The sequence below is a fragment of the Enterobacter sp. K16B genome (assembly GCF_020216105.1).
In the GTDB taxonomy this organism is placed as follows: Bacteria; Pseudomonadota; Gammaproteobacteria; order Enterobacterales; family Enterobacteriaceae; genus Enterobacter; species Enterobacter sichuanensis.
The window spans coordinates 22263-45307 of sequence record NZ_JAIWJZ010000050.1 but is presented as its reverse complement, the minus strand read 5'-3'; the positions used below and the strand labels follow the sequence as shown (position 1 = coordinate 45307).

The 23045-nt window shown below is 56.3% G+C and carries 23 protein-coding genes and 1 other RNA gene; 8 read left to right on the top strand and 16 right to left on the bottom strand.

Translation table 11 applies throughout. From position 1 onward, the window contains the following. Positions 1-4: 4 nt before the first annotated feature. Both dsbC and xerD read right to left on the bottom strand, forming a co-directional pair. Complete coding sequence (gene dsbC, locus LDK53_RS11495) at positions 5-718, bottom strand: bifunctional protein-disulfide isomerase/oxidoreductase DsbC (RefSeq protein WP_225287244.1); 714 nt, start codon at positions 716-718, stop codon at positions 5-7. Positions 719-746: 28 nt separating this feature from the next. After that, positions 747-1643: a site-specific tyrosine recombinase XerD gene (gene xerD / locus LDK53_RS11490; protein WP_028016949.1), complete on the bottom strand. Its 897-nt coding sequence runs from the start codon at positions 1641-1643 to the stop codon at positions 747-749. A 101-nt stretch (positions 1644-1744) separates the two neighbouring features. Between xerD and fldB the strand changes: the two genes are divergently transcribed. Further along, positions 1745-2266, top strand: a complete 522-nt coding sequence (gene fldB / locus LDK53_RS11485) for a flavodoxin FldB (RefSeq protein WP_025757760.1) — start codon at positions 1745-1747, stop codon at positions 2264-2266. A 6-nt stretch (positions 2267-2272) separates the two neighbouring features. On the opposite strand, the gene LDK53_RS11480 is transcribed toward fldB, so the two are convergent. Together LDK53_RS11480 and sdhE are read right to left on the bottom strand one after the other, a co-directional pair. Then, on the bottom strand, positions 2273-2683 hold the full coding sequence (locus LDK53_RS11480; RefSeq protein WP_225287243.1) for a protein YgfX: 411 nt from the start codon (positions 2681-2683) through the stop codon (positions 2273-2275). Continuing rightward, positions 2664-2930 carry an FAD assembly factor SdhE gene (gene sdhE, locus LDK53_RS11475; protein ID WP_025757757.1) on the bottom strand — a complete coding sequence of 89 codons (267 nt, stop codon included), beginning with the start codon at positions 2928-2930 and terminating at the stop codon, positions 2664-2666. The genes LDK53_RS11480 and sdhE overlap by 20 nt, the downstream gene beginning before the upstream one ends. A 294-nt stretch (positions 2931-3224) precedes the next feature. Here sdhE and ygfZ point away from each other — a divergent pair, with 294 nt between their 5' ends. Beyond that, positions 3225-4205, top strand: coding sequence for a tRNA-modifying protein YgfZ (ygfZ, locus tag LDK53_RS11470; RefSeq protein ID WP_225287242.1), 981 nt, complete (start codon positions 3225-3227; stop codon positions 4203-4205). A gap of 84 nt (positions 4206-4289) precedes the next feature. Here ygfZ and trhA read toward each other — a convergent pair whose 3' ends face one another. Further along, positions 4290-4949, bottom strand: coding sequence for a PAQR family membrane homeostasis protein TrhA (gene trhA / locus LDK53_RS11465; RefSeq protein WP_025757753.1), 660 nt, complete (start codon positions 4947-4949; stop codon positions 4290-4292). A 266-nt stretch (positions 4950-5215) separates the two neighbouring features. On the opposite strand from trhA, the gene LDK53_RS11460 reads away from it, so the two are divergent. Together LDK53_RS11460 and LDK53_RS11455 are read left to right on the top strand one after the other, a co-directional pair. Then, the gene (locus tag LDK53_RS11460; protein WP_045285850.1) at positions 5216-5947 is read left to right on the top strand and encodes a MurR/RpiR family transcriptional regulator; all 732 of its coding nucleotides are present in this window, start codon (positions 5216-5218) and stop codon (positions 5945-5947) included. A gap of 116 nt (positions 5948-6063) precedes the next feature. Beyond that, positions 6064-7497, top strand: coding sequence for a 6-phospho-beta-glucosidase (locus LDK53_RS11455; RefSeq protein ID WP_225287241.1), 1434 nt, complete (start codon positions 6064-6066; stop codon positions 7495-7497). Positions 7498-7582: 85 nt separating this feature from the next. Here the strand turns inward: LDK53_RS11455 and LDK53_RS11450 are convergent, their stop codons facing one another. From LDK53_RS11450 to LDK53_RS11415, 8 genes are all read right to left on the bottom strand, one after another. Then, positions 7583-8326 (bottom strand): SDR family oxidoreductase, encoded by a 744-nt coding sequence (locus tag LDK53_RS11450; RefSeq protein ID WP_059384950.1) that lies wholly within the window; start codon positions 8324-8326, stop codon positions 7583-7585. Between the two features lie 70 nt (positions 8327-8396). After that, a complete protein-coding gene (gene gcvP, locus LDK53_RS11445) occupies positions 8397-11270 on the bottom strand; it encodes an aminomethyl-transferring glycine dehydrogenase (protein WP_225287240.1) in 2874 nt (957 codons plus the stop codon). A 70-nt stretch (positions 11271-11340) separates the two neighbouring features. Next, the gene (gene gcvH / locus LDK53_RS11440; RefSeq protein WP_094919342.1) at positions 11341-11730 is read right to left on the bottom strand and encodes a glycine cleavage system protein GcvH; all 390 of its coding nucleotides are present in this window, start codon (positions 11728-11730) and stop codon (positions 11341-11343) included. A 23-nt stretch (positions 11731-11753) separates the two neighbouring features. Further along, a complete protein-coding gene (gcvT, locus tag LDK53_RS11435; RefSeq protein WP_225287239.1) occupies positions 11754-12848 on the bottom strand; it encodes a glycine cleavage system aminomethyltransferase GcvT in 1095 nt (364 codons plus the stop codon). Positions 12849-13244: 396 nt separating this feature from the next. Beyond that, positions 13245-14447: an FAD-dependent 2-octaprenylphenol hydroxylase gene (gene ubiI / locus LDK53_RS11430; RefSeq protein ID WP_095441219.1), complete on the bottom strand. Its 1203-nt coding sequence runs from the start codon at positions 14445-14447 to the stop codon at positions 13245-13247. Between the two features lie 12 nt (positions 14448-14459). After that, on the bottom strand, positions 14460-15638 hold the full coding sequence (ubiH, locus tag LDK53_RS11425; RefSeq protein ID WP_047959426.1) for a 2-octaprenyl-6-methoxyphenyl hydroxylase: 1179 nt from the start codon (positions 15636-15638) through the stop codon (positions 14460-14462). Next, a complete protein-coding gene (gene pepP / locus LDK53_RS11420) occupies positions 15635-16948 on the bottom strand; it encodes a Xaa-Pro aminopeptidase (RefSeq protein ID WP_095452450.1) in 1314 nt (437 codons plus the stop codon). The genes ubiH and pepP overlap by 4 nt, the downstream gene beginning before the upstream one ends. Positions 16949-16979: 31 nt before the next feature. Continuing rightward, positions 16980-17558, bottom strand: coding sequence for a YecA family protein (locus tag LDK53_RS11415; protein WP_024906571.1), 579 nt, complete (start codon positions 17556-17558; stop codon positions 16980-16982). Positions 17559-17726: 168 nt separating this feature from the next. Here LDK53_RS11415 and zapA point away from each other — a divergent pair, with 168 nt between their 5' ends. The 3 genes from zapA (at position 17727) to LDK53_RS11400 (ending at position 18902) form a co-directional block, all read left to right on the top strand. Further along, on the top strand, positions 17727-18056 hold the full coding sequence (gene zapA, locus LDK53_RS11410; protein WP_006811891.1) for a cell division protein ZapA: 330 nt from the start codon (positions 17727-17729) through the stop codon (positions 18054-18056). Between the two features lie 41 nt (positions 18057-18097). After that, positions 18098-18281: non-coding RNA, 6S RNA (gene ssrS / locus LDK53_RS11405), on the top strand. A 24-nt stretch (positions 18282-18305) separates the two neighbouring features. Further along, on the top strand, positions 18306-18902 hold the full coding sequence (locus tag LDK53_RS11400) for a 5-formyltetrahydrofolate cyclo-ligase (RefSeq protein ID WP_225287238.1): 597 nt from the start codon (positions 18306-18308) through the stop codon (positions 18900-18902). A 100-nt stretch (positions 18903-19002) separates the two neighbouring features. Here LDK53_RS11400 and serA read toward each other — a convergent pair whose 3' ends face one another. Beyond that, positions 19003-20235 carry a phosphoglycerate dehydrogenase gene (serA, locus tag LDK53_RS11395; protein ID WP_045286590.1) on the bottom strand — a complete coding sequence of 411 codons (1233 nt, stop codon included), beginning with the start codon at positions 20233-20235 and terminating at the stop codon, positions 19003-19005. 267 nt (positions 20236-20502) lie between these two features. After that, positions 20503-21162, bottom strand: a complete 660-nt coding sequence (gene rpiA / locus LDK53_RS11390) for a ribose-5-phosphate isomerase RpiA (RefSeq protein WP_032672491.1) — start codon at positions 21160-21162, stop codon at positions 20503-20505. A gap of 127 nt (positions 21163-21289) precedes the next feature. Between rpiA and argP the strand changes: the two genes are divergently transcribed. Continuing rightward, positions 21290-22183: a DNA-binding transcriptional regulator ArgP gene (gene argP, locus LDK53_RS11385; protein WP_104556525.1), complete on the top strand. Its 894-nt coding sequence runs from the start codon at positions 21290-21292 to the stop codon at positions 22181-22183. A 42-nt stretch (positions 22184-22225) separates the two neighbouring features. Here argP and LDK53_RS11380 read toward each other — a convergent pair whose 3' ends face one another. Then, a complete protein-coding gene (locus LDK53_RS11380) occupies positions 22226-22957 on the bottom strand; it encodes an oxidative stress defense protein (protein ID WP_025757736.1) in 732 nt (243 codons plus the stop codon). Between the last annotated feature and the right edge of the window lie 88 nt (positions 22958-23045).

Here is a 23045-nt window from a genome sequence, read left to right as displayed (position 1 = left end):
CGGATTATTTACCACCAAACTGTTTCTGGTGGGCGTCGAGGAATTCTTTCATCTCTTTCGGTCCCTGATAGCCCGGAACAACGTAACCGTTGCTCAGCACAATCGCAGGCGTACCGTTCACGCCAAACTGCACGCCCAGCGCGTAGTGGTTAGCAATGTCGATGTCGCAGGACGCTGGCTTAATCTCTTTCCCGCTCATCGCATCATCAAACGCTTTGTTGCGGTCTTTCGCACACCAGATAGCCTTCATGTCCTTCTCCGGCTGGCTCTGCACGCCTGCACGCGGGAAAGCCAGGTAACGCACGGTAATGCCCAGCGCGTTGTAGTCTTTCATCTCTTCATGCAGCTTGTGGCAGTAGCCGCAGGTGATGTCAGTGAAGACGGTAATAACGTGTTTTTCCTGCGCCGCTTTATAGACGATCATCTCTTTTTCGAGCGCGTTCAGGTTTTTCATCAGCAGCTGGTTGGTGACGTTGACCGGCTGCGCGCCGCTCACATCGTACAGCGGGCCCTGAATCATATGTTTGCCGTCTTCGGTGACGTACAGCACGCCGCTGTTGGTCAGCACCGTTTTCAGGCCGGCAACCGGGGCTGGCTGAATATCGCTACTGGTGACGCCAAGCTTCGCCAGCGACTGTTTAATGGCGGTGTCATCCGCATGGGCGAAACCGGTAAATGAGGCTGCCAGCAGGGTGAACAGCGCGAAAGACTTTTTCATAGTTGATCCTGTTACAATTCGTCGGCACTCACGCTCGAGGGTGGTGCTGTTGGTGTAGCTGCCGCAGGCGTTCCGTCGCGACATGGGTGTAAATTTGCGTCGTGGAAAGATCGCTGTGTCCCAGCAGCATCTGCACCACGCGCAGATCGGCGCCATGGTTCAGCAGATGCGTCGCAAAGGCGTGACGCAATACGTGCGGCGACAGCTTTTCACTGTCGATACCCGCCAGTGTGGCGTAATGCTTGATGCGATGCCAGAACGTTTGCCGCGTCATCTGCTGGGCGCGCTGGCTCGGGAACAGGACGTCGATAGACGCACCGTTGAGCAACCACGGACGGCCGTGCTCCAGGTACGTTTCCAGCCAGTACACCGCCTCTTCACCCAGCGGTACCAGCCGTTCCTTGTTACCTTTACCTATGACGCGCACCACGCCCTGACGCAGGCTGATATCGCTCATCGTCAGGCCAACCAGTTCCGAAACGCGCAAGCCGGTAGCATACAATAGCTCAAGCATGGCTTTATCGCGTAACTCCAGCGGCAGGTCAACTGCCGGTGACTGTAATAATCTCTCAACTTGTGCTTCGCTGAGATCTTTCGGCAGCCGCTGCGGCAGTTTCGGCGATGCCAGCAGCGCACTGGGATCGTCTTCGCGGATCTTCTCCCGGTAAAGGTGCTGGAACAGCCGACGCATGGCGCTGAGTAAACGTGCGGAACTGGTGGCTTTGTAGCCCCCCGCGATACGTTCCCCGAGCAGCGCCTGCAGGTCGTCACTTTGCGCGCTCGCAAGGGATAACCCCCGGTGCGCCAGCCACTCCACCAGCATGGTGAGATCGCGACGGTAGGCACTGAGGGTATTCTCGGCCAGATTTTTCTCCAGCCACAGTGCATCGAGAAACTGTTCGATCAGTGCGAGATCCTTTTCCACGTCAGCCCCTTTGATTCTGCAGTCAGGCCATTATGCCTGATTGTGACCGGTTTCTGGTACACTACGCGCAAAGTCAACGCAAGAATTGAGATAGTTACGCGATGAATATTGGTCTGTTCTATGGTTCCAGCACCTGCTACACCGAAATGGCGGCAGAAAAAATTCGCGACATCATTGGCCCGGAACTGGTGACGTTGCATAACCTGAAAGATGACGCGGTCGCGCTGATGGAGCAGTACGATGTGCTGATCCTCGGCATCCCAACCTGGGATTTCGGTGAAATACAGGAAGACTGGGAAGCCATCTGGGATCAGCTCGATTCAGTCAATCTCGACGGCAAAATCGTTGCCATGTACGGCATGGGGGATCAGCTGGGTTACGGGGAGTGGTTCCTGGATGCCCTGGGCATGTTGCACGATAAGCTGGCGCCGAAAGGGGTGTCGTTCATCGGCTACTGGCCAACCGAGGGTTACGAGTTCACCAGTAAAAAACCGATTATTGCCGACGGCGAGCTGTTTGTCGGGCTCGCGCTGGATGAAACCAACCAGTACGATCTCAGCGATGAACGCCTGCAAACCTGGTGCGAGCAGATTCTTGGCGAAATGGCGGAAAAGTTTAGCTAACGCGCATTACCCCTGCGTCGTCTGTTGCAACAGCATACGGCGCAGGTCTCGCCACTCGGCCGCATCCATACTGTCAGCGGCCAGCCACAGATGCTGGCAACGTCCGCCTTCTACCTTGCGTAACCGTAACATCATGCCGGTATTGAGCATCCAGGGCATACCGAGGATATCCCACTCTGTTCCCTGCCAGCGCAGGCGGGAATCCATCAGTAATTTGATCTCTCCCTGACGGGCATTGATGCGACGCTGGCTGCGTACGCTGTCAAATACAACAAACGACAGCAGCAGCAGCCGCAGCGGCGTGTAGCTCAGCGGCCATGGCATCAGCAGCACAATGGCCGCAACCAGGCCGTGGAGCAATAACGACATCCACTGCGAGCGCCATGAGACGCGAAGATCAGATTGCCACAGGACCACGTTCCCGATTCCGTGTTTGAATTAATTGCACCATCCGTTGCAACTCGGTGTCGGCGGGTTTGCCGTGGTTCATCAGCCAGTTGAATAAATCCGGATCGTCAGACTCAAGCAGGCGAACAAACAGATGCTTATCCTCATCGCTTAAGCTGTCATACTCATATTCAAAGAAAGGCATGATGGAAATATCAAGCTCACGCATGCCGCGACGACACGCCCAGTGGATACGGGCCTTGTTGTTAATATCCATGTTCAGTTTCCTGCATTACGTTTGGCACAGTCGGCGCCCCGTTCAGTGTTCTTTATTTCTCTACGGGGACACTCGTTAGTGTAACGTGTTTTTGACCGTTTCTTTACTGGAATATTGCGATCAACGAGTCAGCTTCCAGAATAAACCCTACGAAGACAGCGGATTACACTATTTTGCGTGGCGCTACGCATAAGCGGTTTAAGGCACAAATGACCTGTTGAAAGCGCTTGCATTGCCTGCAGGCTCTTTTACCATTAGGCATTATCAAAGCGTTAAGCAATTCAGGATATCGTTATGGCATTTACACCATTTTCTCCTCGCCAGCCCGCCGCCTCTGCGCGTCTGCCGCTGACGCTTATTTCTCTTGATGACTGGGCGCTGGCAACCCTCACCGGTGCCGACGCCGAAAAATACCTGCAGGGCCAGGTGACAGCCGACGTCAGTCAGATGACCGAACACCAGCACCTGCTGGCCGCGCACTGCGACCCAAAAGGCAAGATGTGGAGCAACCTGCGTCTGTTCCGCCGTCATGACGGCTTTGCCTTTATTGAGCGTCGCAGCCTGCGTGACGCACAGCTCAAAGAGCTGAAAAAGTACGCCGTCTTTTCCAAAGTCACTATCGCCCCGGACGACGAACATGTCCTGCTGGGCGTGGCCGGATTCCAGGCACGTGCGGCGCTGAAAAACCTGTTCAGTGAACTGCCGGATGCAGAAAAGCAGGTGGTCAGCGAAGGCACGACGTCCATTCTGTGGTTTGAACACCCGGCGGAGCGTTTCCTGTTAGTCACGGATGCCGCAACGGCCGAGCGCGTAACCGAGGCGCTGCGCGGCGAAGCGCAGCTCAACAACAGCCAGCAGTGGCTGGCGCTGAATATCGAAGCGGGCCTGCCGGTCATTGACGCGGCCAACAGCGCGCAGTTTATTCCTCAGGCCACCAACCTGCAGGCGCTGGGCGGCATCAGCTTTAAAAAAGGCTGTTACACCGGCCAGGAGATGGTCGCGCGGGCTAAATTCCGCGGGGCAAACAAACGTGCGCTGTGGACGCTGGCAGGTCACGCCAGCCGCGTACCGGAAGCCGGCGAAGATCTCGAGCTGAAGATGGGTGATAACTGGCGCCGTACCGGCACCGTGTTAGCCGCCGTACAGCTGGATGACGGACGTCTTCTGGTGCAGGCGGTGATGAATAACGACATGGAAACCGACAGCGTGTTCCGCGTGCGTGACGATGCGAATACGCTGAGCATTGAGCCGCTGCCGTATTCTCTGGAAGAGTGATGCTGTATCGCCCGGTGGCGCTGCGCTTACCGGGCCTACAGATCCCGTAGGTCGGGTAAGGCGAAGCCGCCATCCGACAAAAAACTACACCTGCCCCACATACAAATAAATCGCCAGAAAATGGCACACGCTGCCCCCCAGCACAAAGCCGTGCCAGATGGCATGGTTGTAGGGGATACGCTTGCAGACGTAGAAAATCACACCGAGCGAGTACACCACGCCACCTAAGGCCAGCAGGGTCACGCCTCCTACCGCCAGTTTGACGGCCAACTGATACACCACAATCAGCGACAGCCAGCCCATCGTCAGATAAGTCACCAGCGACAGCACCTTGAAGCGGTGCGCGATGGTCAGCTTAAACAGGATCCCCAGCAGCGCCAGGCTCCAGATAACAATCATCAGGCCGCGCGACAGCGGTGAGTTGAGCCCCACCAGCAGAAACGGCGTATAGGTACCTGCAATAAGAAGATAGATAGCGCAATGGTCAAATTTCTTGAGCCACATCTTGGCCCGCTGATGCGGGATCGCGTGATACAGCGTCGAGGCCAGGAACAGCAGGATCATGCTCCCGCCATACAGGCTGTAGCTGGTAATGGCCATCGCGCTGGCGTTGGTATCCACCGCCTGTACCAGTAATAACACTAAACCGACAATCCCAAACACCAGGCCAATGCCGTGGCTGATGCTGTTGGCTATCTCCTCAGCCAGCGAATATCCCTGTGCGATTAATGGTCTACTCACCATACAAAACTCCGGGAAAAACAAAAGATGATTATTCATCGCATCACTATGCTAACTGAGAATGATTCCAGTGAACACCTGTTAGCTAAAATAATTTCATTTCAGAATTTATACCTAAAAATCATAGACATAAATAAATTTTTCACCTAACATTTGTTCACAGAAAAATTTAATCATTATGAATCAAAGGCATAAAAATGGATCCTGCCGTCTGGCTGCATGTTATGATTGGGAGATAAGGTCTGAATGAGAGTTATGCCATTGTGAGTATGTTCACCCACTCCGTCATTGCCAGTCTCAATAACCTTGAGATGATGGTCTATAACTATGTCATTAAAAACCGTGACAAAGTGATGTACATGACCATCCGCGAACTGGCGGATGCGGCGGGGGTCTCCACCACCACGATCCTGCGCTTTTGCCGCAAACTCAACTGCGAAGGCTATTCGGAGTTTCGCGTGCGCTTTAAGCTCTATTTAGAGCAAAATGAGCCCCAGCAGGCGAATTTCGGTGCCAGCGAAATTATCAGCTTTTTTAAGAGCGTGAATAACGAAGAGTTCGATGCGTTACTGGATAATGCAGTCGATATTATTTTATCTTCAGAGCGAATTATATTTGTCGGTGCTGGTACATCTGGATCGCTGGCGAAATATGGCGCACGCTTCTTCTCAAATATTGGAAAATTCAGCAACCATATCGACGATCCGTATTTCCCGGTGACCAATGACATGGCGAAAAATGCACTTGCCATTGTCCTTTCCGTCTCAGGTGAAACCGAAGAGATCCTGCGCTTCGCCAGCCAGTTCAGCCTGCACCATTGTAAGGTGCTCTCTATTACCAGCCACGAGCACTCGCGTCTGGCAAAACTGGCGGATTTTAATCTCTCCTGGCATGTCCCCCAGACGCGTATTGCGGGCGTTTACGATATTACCACGCAAATTCCCGTCATCTATATTCTGGAATCTCTCGGCCGTAAACTGGCGAAGAAACTGACAGAATAAAACATCCTGTTTTTTTGATGTAACAAATCACATTGAGTGCAAATTGTTATATCGTGACATTTAATTCCGCTTTGCTAGACTCGATGCCAGTAAGCCATTTATTGAGAATAGCAGCGATGAAAAAATTAACCTTACCAAAAGATTTTTTATGGGGTGGTGCCGTTGCCGCTCACCAGGTGGAAGGCGGCTGGAATAAAGGCGGTAAAGGGCCGAGCATTTGTGATGTTCTGACCGGCGGCGCACACGGTGTGCCGCGTGAGATCACCCAGGAGGTGGTGCCGGGTAAATACTACCCCAATCATGAGGCCATCGACTTCCACGGCCACTATAAAGAAGACATCAAGCTGTTCGCCGAGATGGGCTTCAAATGTTTCCGCACCTCCATCGCCTGGACGCGCATCTTCCCGAAAGGTGATGAAACGCAGCCCAACGAAGAAGGGCTGAAGTTTTACGACGACATGTTCGATGAGCTGCTGAAATACAACATCGAACCGGTGCTCACCCTCTCCCACTTCGAAATGCCGCTGCACCTGGTGCAGGAGTACGGCAGCTGGACCAACCGTAAAGTGGTCGATTTCTTTGTGCGCTTCGCGGAAGTGGTTTTTGAACGCTACAAAAACAAGGTCAAATACTGGATGACCTTCAACGAAATCAACAACCAGCGTAACTGGCGTGCACCGCTGTTCGGCTATTGCTGCTCAGGTGTGGTTTATACCGATCACGACAACCCGGAAGAGACCATGTACCAGGTGCTGCATCACCAGTTTGTGGCCAGCGCCCTGGCGGTAAAAGCCGCGCGCCGTATCAACCCGGAGATGAAAGTCGGCTGCATGCTGGCCATGGTGGCGCTCTATCCCTTCTCCTGCAAACCGGAAGACGTGATGTTCGCCCAGGAATCGATGCGCGAGCGCTATGTCTTTACCGACGTCCAGCTTCGCGGTTACTACCCGTCTTACGTGCTGAATGAGTGGGAGCGTCGTGGCTTCTCCATCAGGATGAAGCCAGGTGACGAGCAGATCCTGCGTGAAGGTACCTGCGACTACTTAGGCTTCAGCTACTACATGACCAACGCGGTCAAAGCGGAAGGCGGCACCGGAGATGCGATTTCTGGCTTTGAAGGCAGCGTGCCAAACCCGCACGTCAAGGCCTCCGACTGGGGCTGGCAGATTGATCCGGTGGGCCTGCGCTATTCGCTGTGCGAACTGTACGAGCGTTACCAGAAGCCGCTGTTTATCGTGGAAAACGGCTTCGGCGCTTACGATAAAGTCGAAGAAGACGGCAGCATCAACGACGACTATCGCATCGACTACCTGCGCGCTCACGTGGAAGAGATGATCAAAGCCGTAACCCATGATGGCGTGGATCTGATGGGCTACACGCCGTGGGGCTGTATCGACTGCGTGTCGTTCACCACCGGCCAGTACAGCAAGCGCTACGGCTTTATCTATGTGAACAAACACGACGACGGTACGGGCGACATGTCGCGCTCCCGTAAGAAAAGCTTCGAGTGGTATAAAGGCGTGATTGCCAGCAACGGCGAGAAACTCTAACTCCGTAACGCCGGGTGGCGCTACGCTTGCACCGGCCTACGATTGATCCCCTCTCCCCATTGGGGAGAGGGTTAGGGTGAGGGGGTTATTTCCCGCCCGCCAACTCTATAAAACTCCCCGTCACGTACGACGCCTTCTCGCTCAGCAGCCAGACAATCGCCTGGGCCACCTCTTCCGGTTGCCCGCCGCGCTGCATCGGCAGTAACGATTTCACCCGGTCCACGCGGCCCGGTTCCCCGCCTGAGGCATGGATATCGGTATAAATCAGCCCCGGTCGTACACAGTTTACGCGAATACCCTGCGCAGCTACCTCCAGCGCTAAGCCGGTGGTCAGAGAGTCAACCGCTCCCTTGGACGCGGCATAATCAACATATTCGCCTGGCGCACCGAGTCGGGACGCCGCTGACGAGACATTCACTATCGCCCCGCCCTTGCCGCCATGTTTAAAAGACATGCGCTTAACCGCTTCCCGGCAGCAGAGGAAGTAACCCGTGACGTTAGTTGCCAGTACGCGGTTAATGCGCTCTGCGGACAAATTCTCGATAGTCGATTGTTCAAACAGGATCCCCGCATTATTGACCAGCGCGGTAAGCGGCTCGCCATCACGATCGAGGCTGTCAAACATCGTCAGCACCTGAGCTTCATCGCTGATGTCTGCGCGAACGGCAAAGGCTTTCCCTCCGGCATTGACAATCTGGTTGATAACGTCCGTCGCGGCCTTGATGTTGTGATGATAATTTACCGCCACGGTATAGCCTTCGCGTGCCAGCTGCAGCGCGGTGGCTTTCCCGATGCCGCGGCTCGCGCCGGTCACAAGTGCAATGCCCATTCTCTTCTCCCAATAAAAAAGCCGGGTGGCGGCTTCGCCTTACCCGGCTTACATGACTTCACCCGCGCGATTACTGGTATTCGCTCATCGGTACGCAGGAGCAGAACAGGTTACGGTCGCCGTACACATCATCCAGACGCTTCACGGTCGGCCAGTATTTGTTTGCCACACCTGCCGGGAAGACCGCCAGCTCGCGGGAATAGCCGTGGTTCCACTCGGCCACCATTTCGTGCTGGGTGTGCGGGGCGTTAACCAGCGGGTTATCTTCCAGCGTCCACTCGCCGTCCTGCACGCGATCGATCTCCATGCGGATGGCCAGCATCGCGTCGATAAAGCGGTCCAGCTCGGCTTTGCTCTCGGACTCCGTTGGCTCCACCATCAGCGTACCCGCTACCGGGAACGACATGGTTGGCGCGTGGAAGCCGTAGTCGATCAGGCGCTTAGCGATATCCAGCTCGCTGATGCCGGTCTGCTCTTTCAGCGGACGAATATCAAGAATGCACTCGTGCGCCACGCGACCGTCACGGCCGGTATAGAGCACCGGGAAGGCCGACTTCAGTCGAGTCGCAATGTAGTTGGCATTCAGGATCGCCACCTGGCTTGCTTTTTTCAGCCCTTCCGCGCCCATCATACGGATGTACATCCAGCTGATTGGCAGGATAGAAGCGCTGCCGAACGGTGCCGCAGAGACCGCCCCCTGACGGGTCAGCATGCCTTCGATCTGCACAACGCTATGGCCTGGGACAAACGGCGCCAGGTGCGCTTTCACCCCGATTGGCCCCATGCCCGGACCGCCACCGCCGTGCGGGATGCAGAAGGTCTTGTGCAGGTTCAGGTGCGACACGTCCGCGCCGATAAAGCCCGGAGAAGTAATGCCTACCTGAGCATTCATGTTCGCGCCGTCGAGGTATACCTGACCGCCGAACTGATGCACCACTTCGCACACTTCACGGATGGTCTCTTCGTACACGCCGTGGGTGGACGGATAGGTCACCATGATGCAGGAGAGCTTGTCGCCTGCCTGCTCGGCTTTCGCACGCAGGTCGGCCAAATCGATGTTGCCGTTCTTATCACACGCCACGACCACCACTTCCATGCCCGCCATCTGAGCGGAGGCCGGGTTGGTGCCATGCGCGGAGCTTGGGATCAGGCAGATATCGCGGTGCCCTTCGTTGCGGCTTTCATGGTAATGACGGATGGCCAGCAGGCCCGCGTATTCACCCTGCGCGCCGGAGTTCGGCTGCATGCAGAGCGCGTCGTAACCGGTCAGCTTCACCAGCCAGTCGGAAAGCTGATTGATCATCATATGATAGCCTTCCGCCTGCTCTGGCGGGCAGAACGGGTGCAGCTCGGCAAACTCAGGCCAGGTGATTGGGATCATCTCTGCCGCAGCGTTCAGCTTCATGGTGCAGGAGCCCAGCGGGATCATCGCCTGATTCAGCGCCAGATCTTTGCGTTCCAGAGAGTGCATGTAACGCATCATCTCGGTTTCGCTGTGGTAGCGATTAAAGACCGGGTGCGTCAGGATCGCGTCGTTACGCAGCATGCTGTCCTGAATGGAGCGGCTGTCGAGCGCGACCTCTTTGTCGAGCGCGTCAATGTCCAGACCATGCGCGTCACCCAGCAGCACGTTAAACAGGTTGAGAATATCGTCGCGGGTGGTGCTTTCATCCAGCGTAATGCCGACGGCGTTGTGGATGTCGCTGCGCAGGTTGATCTCTGCGGCATTCGCGCGAGCCAGCACTGCCGCTTTATCCGCCACGTCCACACACAGCGTGTCGAAGTAGTGGGCATGGCGCAGTTTGAGGCCTTTCTGCTGCAGGCCGCAGGCCAGAATATCGGCCAGACGGTGAATGCGGCTGGCAATGCGTTTCAGGCCAGCCGGGCCGTGGAACACGGCGTACAGGCTGGCGATGTTGGCCAGCAGCACCTGCGAAGTACAAATGTTGGAGTTCGCTTTCTCGCGGCGGATATGCTGCTCGCGAGTCTGCATCGCCATGCGCAGCGCGGTGTTACCGGCAGCGTCTTTTGAGACGCCGATGATACGGCCAGGCATGGAGCGTTTGAATTCATCTTTAGCGCCGAAGAACGCCGCATGCGGACCGCCGTAGCCCATCGGCACGCCGAAGCGCTGTGCAGAGCCGAAGACAATATCCGCGCCCTGTTTACCCGGGGCCGTCAGCAGCACCAGCGCCATAAAATCAGCAGCGACGCTGACCACCACTTTACGGGATTTCAGCTCGGCAATCAGTGCGCCGTAGTCGTGAACTTCACCGGTGGTCCCCACCTGCTGCAGCAGCACGCCGAAGACGTCCTGGGGATCCAGCACTTTATCAGCGTCGTCGACAATCACGTCAAAGCCGAAGGTTTCCGCTCGGGTACGCACCACGTCCAGCGTCTGCGGATGAACGTCCGCCGCCACGAAGAAACGGTTAGCATTTTTCAGCTTGCTGACGCGCTTCGCCATCGCCATGGCTTCGGCAGCCGCGGTAGCTTCATCCAGCAGAGACGCGGAAGCGATGTCCATTCCGGTCAGATCCAGCGTCACCTGCTGGAAGTTCAGCAGCGCTTCCAGGCGCCCCTGAGAGACTTCTGGCTGATACGGGGTATAGGCGGTGTACCAGCCCGGGTTTTCCAGCATGTTGCGCAGGATGACCGGCGGCAACTGCACGTTGGTGTAGCCCATGCCAATGTAAGACTTAAAGCGCTTGTTGAGGCCGGCGATAGCCTTCAGCTCCGCCAGTGCGGCGAACTCCGTGGTGGCTTCACCCACCTGAGGCGGTGTGGCAAGCTGGATGTCTTTTGGCACAATCTGGCCGATCAGTGCGTCTAATGAATCCGCGCCAACCGTCTTCAGCATCTCCTGCTGTTGCTGAGCATCCGGCCCAATGTGACGTTCAATGAAGGCGCCACGGTTTTCAAGCTGGCTTAAAGTCTGTGTCATGAGCGATGGTTCCTGAAACGTGCAGTGAATGTGTTTTCTCCCTCTCCCCAAAGGGGAGAGGGAGAATGGCTTACTCGTCTTCTAACAGGGCTTCGTACGCGGTCGCATCCAGCAGCGCGGCAACCTGCGATTCGTCGCTGGCTTTGATCTTGAAGATCCAGCCGCCTTCATAAGGCTCGCTGTTGACCAGCTCCGGGGAGTCGTTCAGCGCGTCGTTGACAGCGACAATTTCACCGCTTACCGGTGCGTAGATATCGGATGCCGCTTTGACGGACTCCGCCACCGCGCAGTCGTCGCCCGCGCTCACGGTCGTGCCCACGTCAGGCAGGTCAACAAACACCATGTCGCCCAGCAACTCTTGCGCATGCTCGGTGATCCCGACGGTGTAAGTGCCGTCCGCCTCTTTGCGCAGCCACTCGTGTTCTTTGCTGTATTTCAGTTCTGCTGGCACATTGCTCATTGAAGTTCTCCTGATAAAAATAGTTAGGCGACCGGCTTACCGGCGCGAACAAAAATCGGTTTGGTCACGTTGACCGGCATTTCGCGGTTGCGGATTTGCACCACCGCCGTTTCGCCAATGCCTGCCGGCACGCGTGCCAGTGCAATACTGTAGCCCAGCGTCGGGGAGAAGGTTCCGCTGGTGATCACGCCTTCGCGAGGATTGCCGTCAGCATCGGTAAAACGCACCGGCAGCTCGCCGCGCAGTACGCCTTTTTCCTTCATCACCAGGCCAACGAGCTGTTCAGTGCCCTTCTCGCGCTGCATCTCCAGCGCTTCACGGCCAATAAAGTCACGGTCAGCCGGTTCCCATGCGATGGTCCAGCCCATGTTAGCGGCCAGCGGAGAGACGCCTTCATCCATCTCCTGACCGTAGAGGTTCATGCCTGCCTCCAGGCGCAGCGTATCGCGCGCGCCAAGGCCAGCCGGCTTCACGCCCGCTTCCACCAGCGTACGCCAGAAATCAGCGGCCTTCTCGTTCGGCATCGCAATTTCGTAGCCCGCTTCGCCGGTGTAGCCGGTGGTGGCGATAAACAGATCGCCCGCCTGCACGCCGAAGAACGGCTTCATGCCTTCAGTGGCTTTACGCTGCTCATCGTTGAACAGAGACGCGGCTTTCGCCTGCGCGTTCGGCCCCTGCACGGCAATCAGTGACAGATCGTCACGGACGGTGATGTCGATGGCATACGGTTCGGCGTGTTGGGTGATCCAGGAGAGGTCTTTTTCGCGGGTGGCGGAGTTTACAACGAGGCGGAAGAAATCTTCGGTGAAGTAATAGACGATAAGGTCGTCAATCACGCCGCCAGAGGCATTCAGCATGCCGGTATAAAGCGCTTTACCCGGCGTTTTTAGTTTGGCGACGTCGTTTGCCAGCAGATAACGCAAAAACTCCCGGGTGCGGCTACCGTGCAGATCGACAATCGTCATGTGGGACACGTCGAACATACCGGCATCGGTGCGCACCGCGTGGTGCTCATCAATCTGCGAGCCGTAGTGCAGCGGCATCATCCAGCCGTGGAAGTCCACCATGCGGGCGCCGCATAACACGTGCTGTTCGTACAAAGGAGTCTGTTGAGCCATCTTGTCCTCGTTGAAAAATTCACCGTGAAACCCGGTATCGGCCCCGTTATCAGGCCCGACGCAAACGTTCTCTTTTACCTGAACTTACCACCGAAACCGGCGGTTAACCATAAGGTAAAACGGGCCATCACATTAGCTTATGACCAAAAAACGCTGAAAAGCCTACAGAGTTATTCACTGGAAAAATGCGATTAACCCCGCACAAAATTAACATCGCGCTAACAGGATTTAGCACATGGTGATATTTCATGCGGAAAAACGGGCTGAATTTCCGCAATCAGAAAAACGCGACATTAGATTATCTAATGCGAAAAATGGCGTGAAATTAGAATATTTCAAACGAGGGAATTTCCCCGGCGCAGAGGCCGGGAAAATAAAGTGTGACGGGGGTCTAAATTAGCGTAGCCAGTCCGGCAGGTCGTTCAGACCCATCGCCTGACGAAGGAGTTGGGGTTTAACACCCGGAAGGGTATCGGCAAGCTTGAGGCCAATGTCGCGCAGCAGTTTTTTCGCCGGATTGGCACCGGCAAACAGTTCGCGGAAGCCCTGCATACCCGCCAGCATCACCGCCGCGCTGTGCTTGCGGCTGCGTTCGTAGCGACGCAGATAGAGATGCTGACCGATATCTTTCCCTTCGCGATGCAAACGACGCAGCTCTTCTACCAGCTCCGCCGCGTCCATAAAGCCAAGGTTAACCCCCTGCCCGGCCAGCGGATGAATGGTATGCGCTGCATCCCCCACCAGCGCCAGACGGTGCGCCGCAAACTGGCGCGCGTAACGGCCAGTTAGCGGGAACACCTGCCGCTCGCTCTCAAGCGTGCACAGGCCAAGGCGGTTATCAAACGCCACGCACAGCGCCTGGTTAAAGGCGTCCGGCGTCGCCTCATGCATCTGCCGGGCTTTCTCCGGCACCAGCGACCAGACAATCGAGCACAGGTGCGGATCGGCAAGCGGCAGGAACGCCAGTATGCCGTCGTTGTGGAAAATCTGCCGCGCCACGCCGCCGTGCGGCTCTTCGGTGCGGATCGTCGCGACCAGCGCGTGATGACGGTAATCCCAGAAGGTCAGTGGGATATCGGCTTTATTACGCAGCCAGGAGTTCGCCCCGTCAGCCCCCACCACCAGACGCGCGGTCAGCATGTCGCCGCTTTGCAGGGTGATAAACGCCTCGTTTTCCCCCCACGCCACCTGCTGGATTTGCGCGGGTGCCATCAGGGTGACATCGCTACAGGACTGCGCTTTTTGCCACAGCGCATGATGAATAACGGCATTCTCAATAATGTGGCCAAGGTGGCTGTAGCCCATGCTTTCATCATCAAAAGCAATATGACCAAAGCTGTCTTTGTCCCACACTTCCATACCGTGATAGCAGCTGGCGCGCTGCGCCACGATATCCGGCCAGACGCCAAGGTGCGTCAGCAGCTTTTCGCTGGCCGCATTGATTGCCGAGACGCGCAGTTCCGGCGGCGCATCCTGGGCTACCGGCTGGGGCTGCTTCTGTTCCAGCACCGCCACGCGCAGGCCGCTGCCCTGTAAACCACAGGCCAGCGCCAGTCCAACCATACCGCCGCCAACGATAGCAACATCAACATTTTGCACGGTGATAACTCCTTAACGCGCGACCCAACCAAGAGTCCGCTGCGCCAGCACGTCACGTGCCGGTATGAATAGTTCCATCGCCATCAGCCCGAGGTTGCGGCCCGCAACCAGCGGCGCCCAGCGATTGGCAAACAGATGAACCAGGCCATCGGTGACACCGATTGTCGCCTCTTTATCCGCCTGGCGTCGTTTCTGGTAATGGCTGAGCACCTGATATGCGCCACAGTCTTTTTGCTCGCCCCACGCCTGCGAAAGCGTTTCTGCCAGACTCATTACGTCGCGTAACCCAAGGTTGAAGCCTTGCCCCGCAATGGGGTGCAGCGTCTGCGCGGCATTACCGACCAGCGCCAGACGATGGGAGATGGACTGCGACGCGGTGGTTAATGAAAGAGGATATACCGTCCGCTTGCCGGCATGGGTAATGCGCCCCAGCCGCCAGCCAAACGCCTTTTGCAGCTCGGTACAAAAACGTTCGTCTGACCAGGCCTTAACCTCTTCCGCCTTATCCTGCGGGTGACACCAGACCAGCGAACAGCGACCGTTCGACATCGGCAGCATCGCCAGCGGACCATGCTGCGTAAAGCGTTCAAACGCCCTGCCGTTGTGTTCTGCAGCAGTAGAGACGTTGGCGATAACCGCCACCTGCCCGTAAGGCTGCTGGCGCCACTCCACGCCACACTGGGTGCCGAGCGCCGAGCGCGAACCGTCTGCGGCGACCAGCAGTTGGCCATCCAGCACGGTGCCGTTTTCCAGCGTCACGCTGACCGACGCTTCACTGCGGCTTACGCTTGCCACGCGTGCCGGACAATGCAGCGTCACGCCCGGCGCATCCTGAAGCAGGCGGAACAGACGTAAACCCACATCGTGTAGCTCAACGACCTGACCCAGGGCATCAATACGGTAATCCTGCGCCTCCAGCGTGACAAAGCCAGCATGGCCGCGATCGCTAACGTGAACGGTACCGATCGCCGTGGCACGGTCGGCTATCGCCTGCCAGATACCAATACGCGCAAGCTGCTGACAGGTTCCCTGCGCCAGCGCAATGGCGCGGGCATCAAAACCGGGGTGATTCGACGCCTCTGGCGCAACGGCTTCCACCAGGTGCACCGGAAGCTGGCCCTGCGTCAAATGCGAAATGGCCAGCGCCAGCGTGGCCCCGGTCATGCCGCCGCCCACGATGATCACGCTCATGCGCGCGCCGCTGCCATCAGCGCCTCGATATCGTCAGCGTTTTTCACGACGCTTGCGGTCAGGTTTTCATTACCGGTTTCGGTAATGACAATGTCGTCTTCAATACGAATGCCAATCCCGCGGTATTCTTCAGGCACGTCGGCATCCGGCGCGATATATAACCCCGGCTCCACGGTTAATACCATGCCCGGCTCCAGCACGCGCGAACGGTCGGCGCCATACGCACCAACGTCATGGACATCCAGCCCCAGCCAGTGGCTCAGGCCGTGCATGAAGTACGGTCGATGTGCATTTTCAGCAATCAGGGTCTCCACATCCCCTTTCAGGATCCCGAGCCTGACCAGACCGGTAATCATGATGCGTACCACTTCGCCGGTCACTTCCTGCATGGAGGTCCCCGGGCGATACAGGTTGAGCGCCGTCTCAAGGGATTCCAGCACGATGTCGTAAATAGCGCGCTGTGCCGGTGAAAATTTACCGTTCACCGGGAAGGTGCGGGTGATATCCCCCGCGTAGCCCTGATATTCGCAACCAGCATCGATAAGCACCAGATCCCCATCGCGCAGCGCGCTTTCGTTTTCGGTGTAGTGCAGAATGCAGCCGTTTTCCCCGCCGCCAACAATGGTGTTGTAAGAGGGATAACGCGCGCCGTGACGGTTAAATTCGTGGTGAATTTCGCCTTCCAGCTGATATTCGAACATCCCGGGACGGCACTTCTCCATGGCGCGGGTGTGCGCCAGGGCGCTGATTTCGCCCGCACGGCGCATCACGTTCAGCTCTTCTTCAGATTTGAACAGACGCATCTCATGCACCACCGGACGCCAGTCCGTGAGAGTAGCGGGCGCGGAGAGGTTCTGCCGCGAGCCTTTGCGCAGCTTATCCAGCGCGGTGAAAACAATCTCATCGGCGTACGCATATTCGCCCTGCGCGTGATAGAGCACGTCGAGGCCGTTAAGCAGCTGGTAAAGCTGCTGGTTGATTTCGCTAAACGCCAGCGCACGATCAACGCCCAGTTTTTCCGGTGCGGCCTCCTGCCCCAGGCGGCGGCCAAACCAGATTTCGGCCGTCAGATCGCGCACGCGGTTAAAAATCACGCTGTGGTTGTGAGTGTCATTGCTCTTAATCAGCACCAGTACCGCTTCCGGCTCGTTAAAGCCGGTGAAGTACCAGAAATCGCTGCTCTGGCGATAGGGATATTCGCTGTCGGCGCTGCGCGTCACTTCGGGCGCAGCGAAAATCAGCGCGGCGCTGCCCGGCTGCATTTTTGCCAGCAGCGCCTGACGGCGGCGCGAATACTCTTGACTCGAGATAACCATGACACCCTCCTGTGCGTTATTTTTCTTAATGTAAGGTTGGCTTGCGGACTTCCGGCGCGGTCGGCTGTGAGCGCGTAAAGTTGTCATGGCACAGCAGTGCCGCCACGCGCACGTACTCAATGATCTCTTCGAGAGACATTTCCAGCTCTTCCTGGTCTTCGTCCTCATCGTAGCCAAGCTGGGCAATGTTGCGCAGATCGTCGATCGCTTCACCCGCTTCGCCGGTTACTTTATCCAGTTTAGGCTGCGTGACGCCCAGCCCCAGCAGATAATGATTTACCCAACCCGCCAGCGCATCGGCGCGATCGAACACGCTGACGTCGTCGCCTTCAGGCAGATAAAGCTGAAAAAGGAAGCCATCGTCTTCCAGCGAATCGCTGATGGCGGCATGCATTTTACGCAGCGCTTCCGCCAGCTCGTGACCAAACGCCAGCCCTTCATTCGTGAGGTCGTGGATCAGCGGCTGCCATGAGCTGTCGCTGTTTCCGCCGCACAGCATGCCACTGATCAGACCGTGCATTTCGGCAGGGGTTAAACCGACTCCCTGCTGGTTCAGTAACTGGTTTAAATCCTTGTAACCAGGCATTTCGTTCTGTATAGACATGCGCATTCGTCATCATTGGGGGGAAGTTTCATGATATGCTACCACTTTGGACCCTGGTGATACCAGAAAAGGGCTTGTATCTTCACATCAGGGTAGCTATAGTGTCGCCCCTTCGCAGCCCCCGGGGCATCAGGCGAAGGCAGCGCAGTCAATCAGCAGGAAGGTGGCATGTCTGCACAACCCGTCGATCTCCAGATTTTTGGCCGTTCACTGCGAGTGAATTGTCCGCCTGAACAAAGGGATGCTTTGAATCAGGCCGCGGACGATTTGAATCAGCGGTTGCAAGATCTAAAAGAACGCACTAGAGTCACAAATACTGAGCAGCTGGTTTTCATCGCCGCGTTGAACATCAGCTATGAACTGACTCAGGAAAAAGCGAAAACCCGCGACTACGCGGCAAGCATGGAGCAGCGCATTAAAATGCTCCAGCAGACCATTGAACAGGCATTGCTTGATCAGGGTCGCAATCCCGAAAGACCGGGACCAAAGTTTGAATAACACTTCTCAGTTGACTATGGTAGAGTAACTGTGAAGACAAAATTTCTCTGAGATGTTCGCAAGCGGGCCAGTCCCCTGAGCCGATATTTCATACCACAAGAATGTGGCGCTCCATGGTTGGTGAGCATGCTCGGTCCGTCCGAGAAGCCTTAAAACTATGACGACACATTCACCTTGAACCAAGGGTTCAAGGGTTACAGCCTGCGGCGGCATCTCGGAGATTCCCTCTCTTTTCTTCTACCGACTACCATGACTCAATTCCCTGAAGTTTCTGCCTCACGCCAGGATATTCGTCAGCTCATTCGTCAACGCCGTCGTGCGTTAACTCCAGAACAGCAAGCGCATTTTGCGCAGCAGGCCGCCGCTCGCATGATGGCGTATCCCCCTGTTGTGATGGCGCATACGGTCGCACTGTTTCTGTCGTTTGATGGTGAACTGGATACCCAACCGCTCATCGAGCAACTCTGGCGAGCCGGGAAGAAGGTCTATCTGCCGGTGCTGCATCCGTTTAGCAAAGGAAACCTGCTGTTTCTGCACTACCACCCGCACAGCGAGCTGGTGGTGAATCGTCTGAAAATCACTGAACCCAAACTCGACGTGCGCGACGTGCTGCCGCTTGCCGAACTGGATGTGCTGGTCACGCCGCTGGTGGCGTTTGATGAACAGGGTCAGCGTTTGGGCATGGGCGGCGGTTTTTACGACCGGACGCTGCAAAACTGGCAGCAATACGGTTTACAGCCGGTGGGTTACGCGCATGATTGTCAGGCGGTGGAATCGTTGCCGGTCGAGAAGTGGGATGTGCCGTTGCCGGCGGTAGTAACGCCCAGTAAAACCTGGACCTGGTAGAATAAAGCCGGGTGGCGCTTACGCTTACCCGGCCTACATAAATTCTCGAACTTTGTAGGTCGGGTAAGCGTAAGCGCCACCCGACACACAGCCCGCACTATCAGTAAAGAAGACGTGCGCGAATCGTCCCTGGAATCGCCTTCATGCTCTGCAGCGCTTTCTCGGCAACGTCTTCATCCGCTTCGATATCAATAACCACGTAGCCCATCTGCGAATTGGTTTGCAGATACTGCGCAGCGATGTTGACGCTCTGCTCAGCAAAGATCTGGTTGATGGCAGTCAGCACGCCTGGACGGTTTTCGTGAATGTGCAGCAGACGACGGCCGCCGTGCAGCGGCAGAGACACTTCCGGGAAGTTAACGGCGGAGAGCGTCGAGCCGTTGTCGGAGTATTTGCTCAGTTTACCCGCCACTTCCAGACCGATGTTCTCCTGCGCTTCCTGAGTCGAACCGCCGATGTGCGGCGTCAGGATCACGTTGTCGAACTCGCACAGTGGAGAGTTAAACGGATCGCTGTTGGTCGCAGGCTCAGTCGGGAAGACGTCAATCGCGGCACCTGCCAGATGTTTGCGTTTTAGCGCATCACACAGGGCAGGAATGTCGACAACCGTACCGCGCGCGGCGTTGATCAGCAGTGAACCCGGCTTCATCAGCGCCAGTTCTTCCGCACCCATCATGTTTTTGGTGGAGGCGTTTTCCGGCACATGCAGGCTGACCACATCGCTCATGTTCAGCAGGTCGGAGAGATGTTGAACCTGAGTGGCGTTACCCAGCGGCAGTTTGCTTTCAATGTCATAAAAGTAAACGTGCATCCCCAGAGATTCCGCCAGAATCCCGAGTTGAGTACCGATGTGGCCATAACCAATGATACCCAGTTTCTTACCACGGGCTTCGTATGAACCTGTAGCCAGTTTGTTCCAGACGCCACGGTGCGCTTTGGCGTTAGCCTCCGGGATACCGCGCAGCAACAGCAGCAATTCGCCAATCACTAACTCTGCCACGGAACGGGTGTTGGAGAAAGGTGCGTTGAATACAGGAATACCGCGCTTAGCGGCGGCGTTCAGGTCAACCTGGTTGGTACCGATGCAGAAACAACCGATGGCAACCAGCTTTTCCGCCGCGGCAATCACATCTTCAGTCAGGTGGGTACGGGATCGCAGGCCAATAAAGTGAGCATCCCGGATGGCTACTTTCAGCTCTTCAGTATCCAGCGCGCCTTTATGGAACTCGATGTTGGTGTAACCTGCCGCACGAAGGCTATCGAGTGCTTTCTGATGCACACCCTCGACCAGCAGGAATTTAATCTTGTCTTTCTCCAGTGATACCTTTGCCATTTACCCGACCCTGTATTTTATCTGAACTGATGTTGTGCTGGATTGAAATCCGCTCTAGCCAACATATCAAAAAAAACTATTGCAGCAATATGAACGTTTGCGTCGGCACTCTGAAGAAAAGTCATACAGGGCGAAATGACAGAGGAAAATGCTGCGGAATTTTACGTACGTGGCAGGATCGGCAAACGAGGCGTAAAAACGTGACACAAGTCACCGAATTTAGCTTTTCAAAAATTTTTTAGCGGGGGGTGAGCGCCCCCCGTCAGATCATTTTACGATGGTTTTCACACCGTCAGCCGTACCAATCAGCGCCACATCCGCGCCACGGTTGGCAAATAAGCCTACAGTGACAACGCCCGGAATGCCATTGATGGCATTTTCCAGCGCAATCGCGTCGAGAATTTCCAGACCGTGAACGTCGAGGATCACGTTGCCGTTATCGGTCACTACGCCCTGGCGATATTCCGGACGTCCACCCAGTTTGACCAGTTCACGCGCTACGGCGCTGCGTGCCATCGGGATCACTTCAACCGGCAGCGGGAATTTACCCAGAATATCGACCTGCTTGGACGCATCAGCGATGCAGATGAACTTATCCGCAACGGAGGCGATGATTTTTTCACGGGTCAGCGCCGCGCCGCCGCCTTTGATCATCTGCATATGGCCGTTGATCTCATCCGCGCCATCAACGTAAATGCCCAGACGATCAACGTCGTTCAGATCGAAAACGGTAATGCCGAGGCTTTTCAGCTTTTCCGTGGAAGCATCAGAGCTGGACACAGCCCCCTCAATCTGCCCTTTCATCGTGCCCAGCGCATCGATAAAGTGCGCCGCCGTCGACCCGGTACCAACACCGACAATGGTGCCCGGTTGTACGTACTGGAGAGCGGCCCATCCTACTGCTTTTTTCAGTTCATCCTGCGTCATGATCGTTTTGCCTGTGGTGTGAAAACTCAGGGCGCATTATAGAACACGTCGAATGGAATTCGTCTGCCACGAAGGGAAAATTGTGTCATAGTGCAGAATAAGCAAAATTAAGGAGCCAGCCAGAGCAATGAAACGTCCGGACTACAGAACACTACAGGCACTTGATGCAGTTATTCGTGAACGAGGTTTTGAGCGCGCGGCGCAAAAGCTTTGCATCACGCAGTCCGCCGTATCGCAGCGTATCAAACAGCTCGAAAATATGTTCGGCCAGCCACTGCTGGTGCGTACCGTGCCGCCTCGCCCAACGGAGCAAGGACAAAAGCTCCTCGCCCTGCTGCGTCAGGTTGAGCTGCTGGAAGATGAGTGGCTGGGTGACGAACAAACGGGCTCTACGCCGCTGCTGCTCTCTCTGGCGGTTAACGCCGACAGTCTGGCAACCTGGCTGCTGCCGGCCCTTGCGCCAGTATTAGCGGACTCCCCTATCCGCCTGAATTTGCAGGTTGAAGATGAGACCCGTACCCAGGAGCGCCTGCGTCGTGGTGAAGTGGTTGGGGCGGTCAGTATTCAGCCTCAGGCGCTTCCTAGCTGTCTTGTCGATCAGCTGGGTGCGCTGGATTACCTGTTTGTGGGTTCAAAAGCCTTTGCCGAGCGCTATTTCCCCAACGGCGTGACCCGCGCCGCGCTGCTGAAAGCGCCTGCCGTGGCGTTTGACCATCTGGACGATATGCATCAGGCGTTCCTGCAGCAAAACTTTGACCTGCCGCCGGGCAGCGTGCCGTGTCATATCGTTAACTCATCGGAAGCCTTCGTGCAGCTTGCGCGTCAGGGCACGACCTGCTGCATGATCCCGCATCTGCAGATTGAGAAAGAGTTGAAAAGCGGAGAGCTGATTGATTTGACGCCGGGGCTGTATCAGCGCCGGATGCTCTACTGGCACCGTTTTGCGCCAGAAAGCCGCATGATGCGCAACGTCACCGACGCGCTGCTGGCCTACGGGCATAGGGTGTTGCGACAGGATTAAAAGAAAAGCCGGGTGGCGGCTACGCCTTACCCGGCCTGTTGATTATTGTGCAGGTTTCGGCTGTGCAGCAACGGGTTCCAGCTGGAACACCACATCAACCTGATCGTCGAACTGGATCGTCGGCTGCTCGTAAGTTTCCTGAGCGGATACCGGCGCCGCATCGGCTTTCATCATTCGCACCATCGGGCTTGGCTGGTAGTTAGAGACGTGGTAACGCACGCTGTATACCGGGCCGAGCTTGCTGTTAAAACCGGCAGCCAGCTGCTGTGCCTGGTGCATTGCGTCATCAATTGCCGCTTTACGTGCCTGGTCTTTGTATTTCTCCGGTTGCGCAACACCCAGTGACACGGAACGAATTTCATTCAGGCCCGCCTTCAGCGCGCCATCCAGCAAAGCGTTCAGCTTATCCAGCTGACGGACGGTCACTTCAACGGTACGTACGGCACGGTAGCCCTTCAGGATACTTTTGCCGTTCTGGTAGTCGTAATCGGGTTGAGTACGCAGGTTAGCGGAGTTGATATCTTTTTTACCGACACCGTTCTGCTCAAGGAAAGAGAGGTATTGCGCAACGCGATCGTCAGCCTGCTTCTTGGCAGACGCCGCATCTTTCGCGGCCACATTCACTTCAATTGCCAGCGTTGCAACATCGGGTACCGCATCCACGCTTGCGGTGCCTGACGTGACGATGTGCGGGCCATCCGGCAGTTCACTTGCCTGCACCGACACCGCACCTAAACTTACTAATGCCGCCAGGGCCATCACCTTAAACTTCACTGTCATTCCTCCATGTTGCAAAGAGTGCCCCAATAACAGGGCGCATGCCAGCAAGCTTAGCGCGTCTTGTTCAGTTGTCCATAAGACA

What these genes read in the sequence shown, in the direction of transcription:
- dsbC (WP_225287244.1), bottom strand. Translation starts at nt 718, where the DNA reads ATGAAAAAGTCTTTCGCGCTGTTCACCCTGCTGGCAGCCTCATTTACC.
- fldB (WP_025757760.1), top strand. Translation starts at nt 1,745, where the DNA reads ATGAATATTGGTCTGTTCTATGGTTCCAGCACCTGCTACACCGAAATG.
- sdhE (WP_025757757.1), bottom strand. Translation starts at nt 2,930, where the DNA reads ATGGATATTAACAACAAGGCCCGTATCCACTGGGCGTGTCGTCGCGGC.
- ygfZ (WP_225287242.1), top strand. Translation starts at nt 3,225, where the DNA reads ATGGCATTTACACCATTTTCTCCTCGCCAGCCCGCCGCCTCTGCGCGT.
- trhA (WP_025757753.1), bottom strand. Translation starts at nt 4,949, where the DNA reads ATGGTGAGTAGACCATTAATCGCACAGGGATATTCGCTGGCTGAGGAG.
- LDK53_RS11460 (WP_045285850.1), top strand. Translation starts at nt 5,216, where the DNA reads ATGTTCACCCACTCCGTCATTGCCAGTCTCAATAACCTTGAGATGATG.
- LDK53_RS11455 (WP_225287241.1), top strand. Translation starts at nt 6,064, where the DNA reads ATGAAAAAATTAACCTTACCAAAAGATTTTTTATGGGGTGGTGCCGTT.
- LDK53_RS11450 (WP_059384950.1), bottom strand. Translation starts at nt 8,326, where the DNA reads ATGGGCATTGCACTTGTGACCGGCGCGAGCCGCGGCATCGGGAAAGCC.
- gcvP (WP_225287240.1), bottom strand. Translation starts at nt 11,270, where the DNA reads ATGACACAGACTTTAAGCCAGCTTGAAAACCGTGGCGCCTTCATTGAA.
- gcvH (WP_094919342.1), bottom strand. Translation starts at nt 11,730, where the DNA reads ATGAGCAATGTGCCAGCAGAACTGAAATACAGCAAAGAACACGAGTGG.
- gcvT (WP_225287239.1), bottom strand. Translation starts at nt 12,848, where the DNA reads ATGGCTCAACAGACTCCTTTGTACGAACAGCACGTGTTATGCGGCGCC.
- ubiH (WP_047959426.1), bottom strand. Translation starts at nt 15,638, where the DNA reads ATGAGCGTGATCATCGTGGGCGGCGGCATGACCGGGGCCACGCTGGCG.
- LDK53_RS11415 (WP_024906571.1), bottom strand. Translation starts at nt 17,558, where the DNA reads ATGTCTATACAGAACGAAATGCCTGGTTACAAGGATTTAAACCAGTTA.
- zapA (WP_006811891.1), top strand. Translation starts at nt 17,727, where the DNA reads ATGTCTGCACAACCCGTCGATCTCCAGATTTTTGGCCGTTCACTGCGA.
- LDK53_RS11400 (WP_225287238.1), top strand. Translation starts at nt 18,306, where the DNA reads ATGACTCAATTCCCTGAAGTTTCTGCCTCACGCCAGGATATTCGTCAG.
- serA (WP_045286590.1), bottom strand. Translation starts at nt 20,235, where the DNA reads ATGGCAAAGGTATCACTGGAGAAAGACAAGATTAAATTCCTGCTGGTC.
- rpiA (WP_032672491.1), bottom strand. Translation starts at nt 21,162, where the DNA reads ATGACGCAGGATGAACTGAAAAAAGCAGTAGGATGGGCCGCTCTCCAG.
- argP (WP_104556525.1), top strand. Translation starts at nt 21,290, where the DNA reads ATGAAACGTCCGGACTACAGAACACTACAGGCACTTGATGCAGTTATT.